The following is a 14009-nucleotide window of genomic DNA, read 5'->3' as shown; positions in this document are numbered from 1 at the left end:
CATGAAAAATATTCTCAGAAATATATTCTATTCGGCGATCATGCTGCTCGGCGTATTGTCTGTCAGCTCCTGTAAAAAATACCTGGAGCGTTCGCCGCTCACAGATATCCAGGACGATGATCCGTTTAAAAACTTCAGGAATTTTCAGGGCTTTACTGAAGAATTATATAACTGTATTCCGCTGCTTAGCTCCGTTGAAGCACACAATTGTTTCAATTTGGGAGAAGATGAGTTCTGGGAAATAGGGGAGACGCGTCTTATTTCGTATAACGTTGACCAGGGCGATTACTGGGCATGGAATGGAGCCTTCTACAACTGGTTTGGTGCCAGGGACTTTGATCCAGCATCTACTGCAAGAAACCGGAAAGGAAAGCTCTGGGGCCTTTCCTGGTACGCTATCCGTAAAGCCAACATAGGGATAGCGAATCTGGATAAACTTGCAGATGCAACAGAGGAAGAGAAAAAACTGATCGCTGGTCAGCTTTACTTTTTCCGTGGCTTCTTTCATCATGTGTTGATGGAATATTGGGGTGGCCTTCCTTATGTTGACCAGGTGATACCAAGTGATGTTGCTCCAAGGCTTCCGCGCCTGAATTATCATCAGACCGCCGATAAAGTGGCAGCTGATCTGCAGAAAGCATCTGAGCTGTTGCCTCTAGACTGGGATGAAACCACTATCGGCCAGCAAACACTCGGCAACAATAGTATGCGTATCAACAAGATCATGGCGCTGGGTTTTTTGGGAAAGAATTACCTGTGGGCCGGAAGTCCGTTAATGAACAGGTCATCAACAGGAAACAGTACTTATAATGCCGACTATTGTAAAAAAGCCGCGGATGTGTTCGGTGAAGCATTGAAGATCTGTGAAACTACCGGCAGATATGAATTGGCTCCTTTCAATCAGTATACACAGATATTTTATACGCATAACCAGGCGTTCCGTTTGCCTGGCCTTAAAGAAGCGATCCTGCTGGAGAATCTGGCGGAGATCAACGAAGCCCGTTTCCGCTGGAACCAGATCAATGACTATCGTCCGGCGCCGTTGTTGACAACAGGTATCAAAGTATATCCAACCGCCAACTATGTCGACTATTATGGTATGGCTAATGGCCTTCCGATTGTAAACCCCGAGCAGGCTGATGCAGAATCGGGTTATGATCCAGAATATCCATGGAGAAACAGGGATCCGAGATTCTATCACGATATAGTTTATGACGGAGAGAAACTTTCTTCAGGAGCTTCCCAGGTAGGTAACGATCAATTCAGACAATATGCAAGTCTTTTCACCGGGGGATGGTACCGGGTGAACAACGCTAATAAAAGGGTTTGGACCGGATATATGCAATCCAAATTTTCCAACAAACTTTTAAATGAATGGGACGGATACCGCGAGAATCTCGCGATGGTACTCAGCCTGATGCGTCTCGCTGATGTTTACCTGTTGTATGCCGAAGCTACCGCGAATGGTTATGGTACTCCTCAAAGCACAGCCGGCGGATTTTCTCTTTCTGCTGTAGATGCGGTAAATAAAGTTCGAGCGAGGGCAGGGGTGGCGAATGTGGCTGCTAAATTCCTGGGGAATACAGAAGCATTCATGAGTGAACTGAGGCGTGAACGCGCTGTCGAACTCGCCTTCGAAGCACACCGCTTTGTAGATCTGCGCCGCTGGTTATTGCTGACACAACGTCCTTACACGCTGAAGAAAGCCGTGGATTTTGACCGTGCCAATGATGTTCCGACAAGTGTGCTTTATGCAGATCCGAAAAACGGACATGTAAAGAACCTCAGGGAAAGCATCCTATTTGAAAGACAATATGGTGAACGTCATTACTGGTTCCCTTTCCTTTTGAGTGATGTGAATATCTATCCTGATTTCAAGCAGAACCCGGGTTGGTAATTAAAAAACTAGAAACAATGAAGAAAAAAAATATAAAGGTTTCCTGTATTCTTCTCGCGTGCGCTGTATTCAGTGCGCTGGGAGGAAATGCACAGGAAAAACAAGATAGCCTGGTGAACGTGGCTTTCGGAACAGTTGCCCGGGAGGATCTGCTGGGTGCTGTGTCAACGGTCAATGTGGCTGAATTATTAAAGAAAAATTATGCCGTATCCAGCCTGGACAATCTCCAGAGTTTTGTTGGCGGGTACACGGGAAATATCTGGGGACAAATTGGATTGATCCTCGTTGACGGCATTCCGCGCCGGGCAAGTGATGTAAGACTGACGGAGGTGGAATCGATCACCGTGCTGAAGGGAGCAAACGCTGTAGTTCTCTATGGCAGCAATGCAGCAAAAGGCGTGGTACTGATCACCACGAAAAGAGGAGCGGTCAAGCCATTAACGATCGATGTACGGGCAAACTCCGGAGTATTTGTGCCAAAAGGATATCCCGGGTATCTGAATGCCGCGGACTATATGACCCTGTATAACGAAGCGTTGACAAATGATGGTATATCAACCAGCGGTGCAGGGTATACGCAGGATGAGATTGATAAAACAAGATCCGGTGTAAATCCATTCAGATATGCGGATATTGATTTTTTCAGTTCTGATTATCTCAAAAAAGCATATACACGCTCTGATCTTACTACAGAGATCTCCGGAGGAAATGAACGGACACGTTATTATACCAACATCGGTCTGAACTATAATAACAGCATCATGAAGTTCGGAGACCAAAAGAACAACAACGATTTTGGTTTCAATGTCAGGGGAAATGTGGACATGGATCTGAACAGCTGGTTGACGGCGTCCACTGATGTTGCTGTGAATTTCGGAAACAGGTATGCGGGAAGAGGTGATTTCTGGGGTGCATCTTCGACGATCGCTCCTAATTTCAACCGCTACTCTCCGTTTGTGCCTGTAAGCATGTTCGATCCTTCCAAACCAGGACTTCAAACGATCGCTGATAACAGCAATCACCTGATTGACGGACAGTTCCTGCTCGGTGGTCAGTCGACCAACCTGACCAACGTATTCGGGGATATGGTCGCTGCGGGTTATATCAAAACGCGATTCAGGGCCTTCATGTATAATGTCGGTGTAAATGCTGATCTCGGTGCTTTGGTAAAAGGCTTGTCTTTTAAGTCTACGTACAGTCTTGATTATACAGCCGTTTATTCGGAAGCTTATCAGTTGCCTTATGCTGTTTATCGTCCGACCTGGTCTACTGTAAATGGACAGGACGTGATCACTTCGCTGGAGAAGTTCAATAACGACCAGAACTCAACCAATGAATTCATCGGAAGAACGACTTATTCTCAAACGATGTCTTACAGGGCGCAACTCGGTTACAACAGGACTTTTGGCAATGATCATAATGTAACGGCCAACATGCTGGGCTGGTGGTACATGACACAGTTCTCCAGCGATCCCGATAATGATGGCGGCAGTGACTATCATCCTGACAGAAACACGAATCTTGGTTTCCAGGCAGGTTATAATTTCCGTAAGAAATATTATGTTGATTTTTCCGGGGCTTATGTGCATTCGGCAAAACTTCCTGACCAAAACCGAAATGCTGTATCACCAACAGTAACATTGGGATGGAGGGTCAGCCAGGAAGATTTCTTTAAAGACAATGTGTCTTTTATTGATGATCTGAAATTCACCGCCTCCTATGCTTCTATCAAACAGGATATCGATATCACGGGTACAAAACAGAATGGCGTAGCCACGGATTATTATCTGTATTCAGGATACTATGGCAATAACAGCGTGTTGGGCGGATGGTATCAATGGAGAGATGCTGCTGCCGGTGGTTGGGTAGCAACCATGTCCGGACAGGGAGAGAATCCCAATCTGAATTTTATTGAGCGAAAGGAATATCGTGCAGGCATGCAGGCTTCGTTCCTGAAGAACCTGATCAACCTGGAAGCTAATTATTTTCATCAGACCACCAGTGGGTTGCTTACAAGAGGTGTATCCGTTATTCCTTCTTATTTCACTGGCTCGGGAGATTTCCGTCCATGGCTTAACTACAATAATGACAGACGTACAGGTTTAGATTTTGCTCTTAACGTAAACAACAAGATCGGTGATGTTCAATTGTCAGTTGGTGTTGTTGGAATGCTGTTCTCTTCAAAGGCGCTGGTTCGGGATGAGATCCAGGCAGTCGACTATCAGAACAGAGCGGGCCGCGACCTCGATGCTTACTGGGGATTGATCAATGAAGGATTCTTCCAGAACCAGGCGGAGATCGATGCGCATGCAAGACAGACATTCGGCGGTGTAGTAAAGCCGGGAGATCTGAAATATAAAGATGTGAATGGTGACGGTATCATCGACAGCAGGGACCAGGTTGATCTTGGCCGCAATGGCTGGGCTGCCAATCCTTTTTCATATGGGATTAATTTCACCGTGAAGTATAAGAATTTCACGCTGTTCGCTCTTGGTAACGGACAGTCAGGCGCAATTGCTTTCAAGAATACTCCTTACTTCTGGGTGAGAGGTGCAAGCAAATACTCCGATGTTGTTTGGGGACGTTGGACGGAGGATACAAAGAATACAGCCACTTATCCCCGCCTTACGTCAACAGCAGGCGCTAATAACTTTCAGAATTCCACTTTCTGGATGTATAAAAACAACCGGTTCAATCTTAGCCGTGTTCAGTTGACCTACGATTTCAATTCAAAGATCTTCAAGAATTCTTTTGTGCACGGCATGAGTGTATATGTTCTTGGAGACAATCTGCTTGTTCTTTCCAAAGAACGGAAATTGATGGAAACGAATGTAGGCATGGAGCCTCAGTACCGTTTCTATAATCTTGGTCTCAGGGCTACATTTTAACGAACTAAAAATTGCATTTTCTGTATGAAAAGAAATTTGATAATAGTTACAGCGGTAGCACTGATGGCTACTGGTTGTAAAAAGATCCTGACTCCCGACGAGGAGAACCTGCGGTCTGTTGAGCAGATGTACACCGATCCTTCGTATGCTCAGGGATTTCTGCTCAATGGCTATCGTACGATGCCGGGTTATTATGATAACAGTGATTATGCCACTGATGATGCGGTGACCAATCAGTTAAGTAACGGATATCTTCAACTTGCTACCGGTTCCTGGACAGCGGCAAATAGTCCTGTTTCCGTTTGGAATAATGCGTATGGTGCGTTGCAGTATATCAACCTGTTTCTTGCAAACACTGATAAAGTTAAGTGGGCCGCAGATCCTGAAGTGTCAGCACTTTTCCGGATGAGGATGAGAGGTGAAGCATTCGGTCTTCGTTCCCTCTATATGTTCTATCTGCTAAGGGCCCACGGTGGTTTTTCAGCCGATGGACAGTTATTGGGTGTTCCTATAGTTACCGAATTTCAGACAGTTACTTCTGAACTGAATACTCCCCGCGCATCGTTTGAGGCCTGTTTGCAGCAGATCTACAAGGACCTGGATAGTGCGGACTATAATCTGCCTGTTGAATATGTCGATGTGTCTGCTACCGCACAGATCCCTGAACGCTTCCGCGCCATCACTCAAAAGACAGAAGCTTACAACCGCGTGATGGGCGCGTTCGCACGGCAGTTGTTCAACGGGCTTATTTCAAGGTCATACAGGACAAGAGTGGGATTACTGGCTGCAAGCCCGGCTTTCCAGCATGCTTCCAATACAACCACCTGGGCAAAAGCTGCTGATTTTGCGGCTGCAGTTGTAGACTACAAAGGGGGTGTTAATGGTCTCCCTGCAAATGGTGGAACTTTCTACACCAATACCGGTGAAATAGACGGTTTGAGCAATGGCAGTAATCCTCCGGAAATGATCTGGAGAGATAATATCCAAACCAATAATGGAGACCAGGAAGCGCAGAATTTTCCACCGACCTTATTTGGCACGGGGTATATGAACCCTACCCAAAATCTGGTGGATGCGTTTCCAATGGCGAATGGCTACCCGATTAATAATTCCAACAGTAATTACAATGCTGCCGCGCCATATACAGGAAGGGATCCACGCCTTGCCCGCTATATTATTTACAATGGTAGTACGGCCGGCGTTGGGAACCAGGTAATATACACGGGAAGTGCTTCCGGCACTGACAATGGGATTAACATCAGGCCAACTTCGACGCGCACGGGTTATTACATGAAAAAACGTTTGCGGATGGATGTTAACCGCAACCCCGCGTCAACAACGGGCAAAAACAAATACCAGCCAAGGCTTCGTTATACGGAATTCTATCTTGCCTATGCGGAAGCCGCTAATGAAGCATGGGGGCCTTTGGGGACAGGTACGCATGCCTACTCTGCATACGATATTATCAAAGCAATACGTAAGCGTGCCGGTGTGGGTACCAGCAATTCTGATGCTTACCTTGAAGAGATCAAAAGTGATAAGGATAAGATGAGAGAACTGATCCGCAACGAACGCCGGCTGGAACTGTGCTTCGAAAGTTTCCGGTTCTGGGATCTGCGTCGTTGGAAAGCGCCGCTTAATGAATCAGCCCGTGGGCTTAATGTTAACGGTGCAACGATAACACCTCTTGTGGTAGAGAACAGAGCTTTCCAGGAATATATGTATTACGGTCCAATTCCTCTTTCTGAGGTGCTGAAATACAGCAACCTTGTTCAGAACAAAGGATGGCAGTAACGCTTCAATCGATTTTCAACACTTTAATCATCTATGATTATGAAAAAGTTTTTTGCAGGCCTGTTACTCATGACCGGGGCGCTTGCTTCCTGCACCAAGAATAATGGTTTTGACTTTCCTGACTATGATTATCAGACTGTCTATTTTGCCTCACAGTTTCCGGTAAGAACCGTTGAGTTGGGAGAAGATCTGATCGTTGATAACTCACTCGATAATGAATGGAAGGTCTCCATCAAAGCCACTATCGGCGGCACACGATCTAATCCGGGTAACGTCGAGATCGGCTTTGACGTTGACAACTCCCTTTTGAATAACCTGTATTTTTCTGCCACCGGTCCGAAAATACTGCCCCTGCCTGCATCGCACTATACGCTTGCAAGCAATAAGATCTCTATCCCGTCCGGTCAGATATTGGGGGGAGTAGAAGTAAAGCTGACGGAAGCTTTCTTCAACGATCCGCTTTCGTTGACTAACAGTTACGCAATACCACTTCTGATGAAAGATGTGAAAAACGCGGATTCGATCCTTCGCGGTTCTCCGAATGTCGCTAACCCCAACCGGTATGTCGATGTTCATTGGTCTGTAAAACCAAAGGACTTCATCGTCTATGCGATCAAGTATGTAAACCCCTGGCATGGCTTCTACCTAAGAAGAGGCCGGGATGTAATAGTAGGCTCGCCTGGAAATAGTACACTGGATAAAACCGTGGTCAGAAGGCAGGAATTCGTAGATAAAGATGAAGTGAAAGCAACGACCACCAAAGCTTTCAAGCAGGTGGAATTACCCCTGGTGTTTCCTAATGCAAGCGGAACTAATATACCCATGAACCTGATGTTGACCTTTGATGACAAGGGTGTTTGTTCTGTGGCAGCTTCTGGTACTGGGTATACGGCAACAGGAAAAGGAGCATTTATTTCGAAAGGTGAAAAGAACAGTTGGGGAGGAATCGACAGGGATGCGCTTTACCTGGAATACTCGATCGATCATCCATTGATGAAGATAACCTCTACAGATACCCTGGTGATGCGTAACCGCGGTGTTTCTCCGGAATATTTCAACCCGGTATTGAGGTGATTAACGACAGGTAACGAAGTGTGGGCTTCACACTTCGTTTCTTCGGTGAATACCGCACTTCGCAATAGATGGATATCTGTTTTGCTGTGTGCGGGTTTAAGGTCGTGAAATTCTGTATAGCAGTTTTTTAGAATACGGAAGGGTGATTCTTCACCCTTCCTCTCAGTTTTTTATAGTATAAACAATAATCATGAGAATCATAAAAGGTAACAGGGAGTATTTCAAAGGTGTAGGACAGATCAGATTTGAGGGTCTTGATACAGACAATCCACTGGCATTCCGCTGGTATGATGCCGATAAGAAAATAGCGGGAAAGACAATGCGGGAATATCTCCGTTTCGCTTGTGCTTACTGGCACAGCTTCAACGGGAATGGCGCAGATCCGTTTGGAGAGCCAACGCATTCCTTCGGATGGGATGAAGACAAAGATGTGATACAGCGCGCAAAAGATAAAGCCGATGCCGCTTTTGAATTCATTACCAAATTAGGTATTCCCTATTACTGCTTTCACGATGTGGATGTTGTGGATTACGGAAATGATATAGCGGAAAATGATCGCCGTCTTCAAACCATTGCCGCCTACCTCAGAGAAAAGCAAAATGAATCCGGTGTGAAGTTGTTATGGGCCACCGCAAACCTGTTCAGCCACCGGCGTTATATGAATGGAGCTTCTACTAACCCTGACTTTCATGTGCTTTCGCACGGTGCTGCACAGGTAAAAGCTGCATTGGATGCAACGATCGCTCTCGACGGTGAGAACTATGTATTCTGGGGTGGCCGCGAAGGTTATATGAGCCTGCTCAATACCGATATGAAACGGGAGAAGGAACACCTGGCCCGCTTCCTGAAAACGGCGCGTGACTATGCAAGAAATAATGGTTTCAAAGGGAAATTCTTTATTGAACCCAAACCCTGTGAGCCCAGCAAGCATCAGTACGATTATGATTCAGAAACAGTGATCGGTTTTCTGCGCCAGTATGGATTGCTGGATGATTTCAGTTTAAATATTGAAGTGAACCACGCTACGCTTGCTGGTCACACCTTCACCCATGAATTACAGGTGGCCGCTGATGCCGGACTGCTTGGCAGCATCGATGCCAACCGTGGCGATTATCAGAACGGATGGGACACGGATCAATTTCCCAACGATATCAATGAACTGGCTGAAGCAATGCTGATCATCCTGCAGGCAGGGGGATTTGCGGGCGGTGGTATCAATTTCGATGCGAAGATCAGGCGTAACAGTACGGACGCAGAAGATCTGTTCTATGCACATATCGGGGGAATGGACATGTTTGCGAGAGCATTGCTGATCGCTGAAGCTATCCTTGAAAAGTCCGATTACAAAAAGATCAGGCAGGAACGCTATGCAAGTTTTGATAATGGCAAAGGCGCGGAGTTTGAAGCAGGGAAACTATCACTGGAAGAACTTCGTGAATATGCAGTACAGAACGGTGAGCCAAAAGTTCTCAGTGGAAAACAGGAGTACCTGGAAAACCTGGTGAACAGATTTATTTAGTGATCAGGATGATGGCCGAGGATTACTTGTCCGGTTTATAAAGGAACTCTATTTTATTTTAAATGTTCATGATGATAGGAATCAGGGTAAAACTCATTTTTATTGGTGTCTTCATAATGGAAACAGGTGTTGTAAATGGACAATTCAACCCGGAAGGTGAGCGTCTCACAACCCCGGCTTACGTTCAATACCAATCATCTTCCAGCTCTTTCTGCATTGTCAATAAAGGCAAAGCTGCGAAGATCTATGTTGATCCGGAAGATTGGCCAGGTGTTATACGCGCGGCGGCTGATCTGGGTGATGATGTGAAAAAAGTGTCAGGAACATCAGCAGAAATGATCAGAGATGTTTCCGTGAAGAAAGGCAGCATTATTGCCGGTACGATCGGCAGGAGCCGGCTTATCGACAGGTTGATCGCGGAAAATAAAATTGATGTTTCAGGTATTAAGGGCCAGTGGGAATCTTTCCTGATACAGACAGTGGGAAATGACCTGGTGATTGCAGGTAGTGATAAACGTGGAACTATTTTCGGCATTTATGATGTGTCTGAAAAGATCGGGGTTTCCCCGTGGTACTGGTGGGCAGATGCGCCCGTTAAAAAAAGTAAAAGCCTGTTCGTTAAAGCAGGAAGATATGTGCAGCCTTCTCCAAAGGTAAAATACCGAGGCATCTTCATTAATGACGAAGAACCGTCCTTTGGGCAATGGTCGAGGGCTAAGTTCGGCGGCATCAATTCAAAAATGTACACTACTATGTTTGAGTTGTTGCTGCGGTTGAAAGCAAATTATCTATGGCCGGCCATGTGGGGCAAGTCGTTCAACGAAGATGACTCTTTAAATCCTGTGAAGGCAGATGAATACGGTATTGTGATGGGTACATCACATCATGAACCCATGATGCGGTCTCATAAAGAATATACATCCCGGAAAGCAGAAGTGGGGGATTGGAACTTCGTGACCAATGAGAAAAATCTGAGAAAATTTTTCACAGAGGGCCTGGAACGCAACAGGTCTTTCGATAATCTCATTACGATCGGCATGCGGGGTGATGGTGATGTAGCAATGGGAGATGGCGATGATGCGGCCAATATTCAAACATTGCGGAATGTTGTCAGTGCACAGCGGGACATTATTAAGAATGTGTACAGGAAAGACCCGGCTGAAATCCCTCAGCTATGGGCCATATTCACAGAAGTGCAGCGTTACTATGATGCGGGTTTGACTGTACCCGATGATGTGACCCTGCTTTTCTGCGATAACAATTGGGGCTATATCCGCCGTACCGGACCGCTGACTGAGCGACAACGTAAAGGCGGCCTTGGAATGTATTATCACATTGATATGAATGGCGGGCCATGGAATGACCGGTGGATTAATACCACTACAATCCCTAAATTAAGAGAACAATTCAATCTCGCTTATCAGACGGGTATCGATCGTATCTGGATCGTGAATGTTGGTGATCTCAAGCCGAAGGAATTGCCGATCGACTTTATTATGCGGTATGCCTGGAACCCGGAAGCTATTCCGGCCGAAAAAACGATGGATTATACTCTTGGTTGGGCTGAAAGCATTTTTGGAAAGGAACATGCAAAAGAAGTGGCTTCTGTTGTATCGAAATATTCTAAGTATAATTTATGGAGAAAGCCGGAGGTGCAGGATCCCCGGATATTTAGTTTGGTGAATTACCATGAAGCTGACAGCGTGTTGAAGCAGTGGCAGGAATTGGCTGCAGAAGCGGAAGCACTTGAAAAGAAGATCCCTGCTGATGCGAAAGATGCCTATTATCAACTGGTGTTATATCCTGCTAAAGCTTCCGCAGGCGTAGCAGAGATCTATCTGGCTGCCGGCAGGAATAATCTTTATGCAAAGCAAGGGCGTGTGTCTGCTAACGACCTTGCAGCGAGAGCAAGACAGCTGTTTGAGCTCGATCAGCAATTAAGTGACCGGTATAACGGGCCTATGGCAGGCGGAAAATGGAAGAATATGATGCAGGATATTCACATCGGCTATGATCGTTGGAATATGCCTGATAAAAGAAAGCTACCGGAGCTGAAGGAAGTTGTTGCGCACTCACTGCCTGCTATGGGCGTAGCCGTTGAAGGAACTGAGCAGGCATGGCCATCGGCGAATGAAAAAGCGGCCTTACCCGTGTTCGACGGTCTGTTAAAGCAGCGTTACTTTATAGATGTGTTCAATAAAGGGACAGGTGATTTCAATTTCACGGCAAGTGCTGATCAACCCTGGATCAGGTTGAGCAAGAAACAGGGAACTGTTGCAAAAGAGGACCGTTTATTCGTAGAGCTGGATTGGAATGCAATGGGCAATGGCCAATTTTCCGGGATCATAGAAATCAAACAGGGAAATATAGTTGTTCCCGTTAATGTGGCAGCAGTGAAACAGGTATTACCCGATACAAAGGAGAAGTTCTATGGTAATTTCAGCGGGGCTGAATTTTCGATCCCTGCACGCGGCTTTGCTGCCAATATTCCTTCCGGCCAGGCTAAATGGATCCTGCTGCCTGATCTCGGCCGTTCGGCTGGTAATATGGGTATTCATCCTGTTACAGCTGTCAGTGCAGAACCGGCAAATGCTCCGCGATTGGAATACAAAGTTTATTTACCGGCATCCGATAAAACGACGGTAATGTTAGGTATACTTCCGACGCAGGATGTAAATCCTGAACGCGGGTTAAGGATCGCCGTTTCCATTGACGGTGCGGAACCAAAAGTCATTGATGCACGAAAGGGCCTCGTCGATACGTTCGGCGAATATACCCCGGCTAATCTTGCCTTGTCAAAAGTATTGAAGCCATTGCCCCGTGCAGAAAAACAGTATGCACTATCAGGCGCGAGAATGTTACGCCGCAGCGATGTATTTGATAACCTCCGCTGGCTGGATGTTGAGCTTGATGTGAAAACAGCCGGGTTGCATACCCTTAAAGTATTTATGATCGATCCGGAATTGGTGCTGGAAAACATTGTTGTAAATCCTGATAATAAACGTGCAAGTTATTTCGGGGCACCTCCGGTACTTCACAATGCAGATAAAAAATAAAACACACATTTATTCTCTATACAAAATTCTTATGATGAAAACAGTTGTATCAAGGTTTGAGCTGATCAAGAAAGTATCGGCATTCCTGTTGGTTTCCGGCATGGTCTGCTCTCTAAGTACAAATGCTCAGAAAAACAAGAAAGGGCAAAAGGACTTGCCTTTGTTCTCACAGTTTGTTTACAAGGGGAATGATAAGATCTATGCGGATAATCCCCTTGGGAAAGATGAGTTCTATTCACCCATTTTGCAGGGATGTTATCCTGATCCAAGTATCACGCGTAAGGGGAATGATTATTATCTCGTGAACTCATCCTTTGCTATGTTCCCGGGTGTGCCCATTTTTCATTCAAATGACCTGGTGAACTGGAAGCAGATCGGTCATGTGTTGGACAGACCTTCACAACTAAAAGTAGAGAAGTCGGGGATCTCTGCTGGTATCTATGCTCCGGCTATCGTATACAACCAGTATAATGAAACATTTTACATGATCACCACGCAGATCGCCGGCGGTATCGGTAATATGGTGGTGAAGACCAAAGACCCGATGAAGGGCTGGAGTGAGGTGTATAAATTAAATTTCGCCGGAATTGATCCTGCTTTGTTTTTTGATGAAGATGGTAAAGCGTATGTGGTGCACAATGACGGACCTGATAAAGGAAAGGAGTTGTATAACGGGCATCGTGTGATCAAGATCTGGGAATATGACCTGGAGAAAGACCAGGTGATTGCAGGATCAGATAAGATCATTGTGGACGGCGGTGTTGATATTACTCAAAAGCCGATCTGGATCGAAGGACCGCACATGTACAAGAAAAATGGTAAATACTACCTGATGTGTGCGGAAGGTGGTACAGGCGGATGGCATAGTGAAGTGATCTTTGTCAGTGACAGCCCGAAAGGCCCATTCAAACCTGCACCCAGCAATCCGATCCTCACCCAACGCTATTTTCCGCCCAACAGAAAAGATAAAGTGGATTGGGCTGGCCATGCAGATCTGGTTGAAGGTCCCGGCGGAAAATATTATGGCGTGTTCCTTGGTATCAGGCCGAATGACAAGAACCGGGTGAATATTGGCCGGGAGACATTCATTCTCCCGGTGGACTGGTCAGGTGAGTTCCCTGTGTTTGAGAATGGACTCGTTCCTATGAAGCCGAAGCTGAAAGTTCCGGCCGGCATTACGAACCGCACTGGAGAAGCCGGCTTCTTTCCGAACGGCAATTTCACTTTCAAAGATGAACTGAATGGTCCGCTTGATTTTCGGTGGGTTGGTATCAGAGGCCCACGCGATTCGTTCAGCGTGGTTTCGAAAGAGGGACTGCGCATCAAACCTTTTGCGGCGAACATCAAAGCGAATACACCTACCTCCACACTCTTCCATCGCCAGCAGCATATTACATTCGATGCTACGGTAACCTTGAAATATGTGCCCGCTTCCGAAAAAGAACTTGCCGGGTTGGTTTGTTACCAGAAAGAATCGTTCAACTATGTGTTTGGCTTGACCAGGAAAGGTGAAAGTTATTATATCGTGCTGGAGCGGACCGAGAATGGAAAGTCAACTATCGTAGCAAGCAAACAGATCGATGTAAAGAAACCTGTTCAACTACAGGTGTCCGGCAACCATGATGATTACCGCTTCAATTATTCCGTTGATGGCGTGAATTTCGAAAACCTTGGGGGTACGGTTTCCGGTGATATTTTATCAACGAATGTGGCAGGTGGTTTTACTGGTCAGATGATCGGCTTGTATGCGACAACAGGTAACGATATTGTTATCCCATAAG

The 14009-nt window shown here is 46.0% G+C and carries 7 protein-coding genes; all 7 read left to right on the top strand.

The window, feature by feature from the left end:
• The first annotated feature begins 1 nt into the window (after position 1).
• Entirely contained in the window at positions 2 to 1897 is a 1896-nt protein-coding gene (locus LZZ85_RS18225; RefSeq protein ID WP_237874778.1) for a RagB/SusD family nutrient uptake outer membrane protein, read from the top strand.
• 17 nt (positions 1898 to 1914) lie between these two features.
• Positions 1915 to 4785, top strand: a complete 2871-nt coding sequence (locus LZZ85_RS18220; protein WP_237874777.1) for a SusC/RagA family TonB-linked outer membrane protein — start codon at positions 1915 to 1917, stop codon at positions 4783 to 4785.
• A gap of 24 nt (positions 4786 to 4809) precedes the next feature.
• Positions 4810 to 6579, top strand: coding sequence for a RagB/SusD family nutrient uptake outer membrane protein (locus LZZ85_RS18215; protein WP_237874776.1), 1770 nt, complete (start codon positions 4810 to 4812; stop codon positions 6577 to 6579).
• A 39-nt stretch (positions 6580 to 6618) separates the two neighbouring features.
• Positions 6619 to 7653: a DUF5627 domain-containing protein gene (locus LZZ85_RS18210; protein ID WP_237874775.1), complete on the top strand. Its 1035-nt coding sequence runs from the start codon at positions 6619 to 6621 to the stop codon at positions 7651 to 7653.
• 190 nt (positions 7654 to 7843) lie between these two features.
• Positions 7844 to 9172, top strand: coding sequence for a xylose isomerase (gene xylA / locus LZZ85_RS18205; RefSeq protein ID WP_237874774.1), 1329 nt, complete (start codon positions 7844 to 7846; stop codon positions 9170 to 9172).
• Positions 9173 to 9240: 68 nt separating this feature from the next.
• Positions 9241 to 12228, top strand: coding sequence for a glycosyl hydrolase 115 family protein (locus tag LZZ85_RS18200; protein WP_237874773.1), 2988 nt, complete (start codon positions 9241 to 9243; stop codon positions 12226 to 12228).
• Positions 12229 to 12262: 34 nt separating this feature from the next.
• The gene (locus tag LZZ85_RS18195; protein ID WP_237874772.1) at positions 12263 to 14008 is read left to right on the top strand and encodes a glycoside hydrolase family 43 protein; all 1746 of its coding nucleotides are present in this window, start codon (positions 12263 to 12265) and stop codon (positions 14006 to 14008) included.
• The last annotated feature ends 1 nt before the right edge of the window (position 14009 follow it).

Origin of the sequence: Terrimonas ginsenosidimutans (genome assembly GCF_022012415.1) — a bacterium.
Classification (GTDB): domain Bacteria; phylum Bacteroidota; class Bacteroidia; order Chitinophagales; family Chitinophagaceae; genus Terrimonas_A; species Terrimonas_A ginsenosidimutans.
This window is presented reverse-complemented; position numbering and strand designations above follow the sequence as displayed.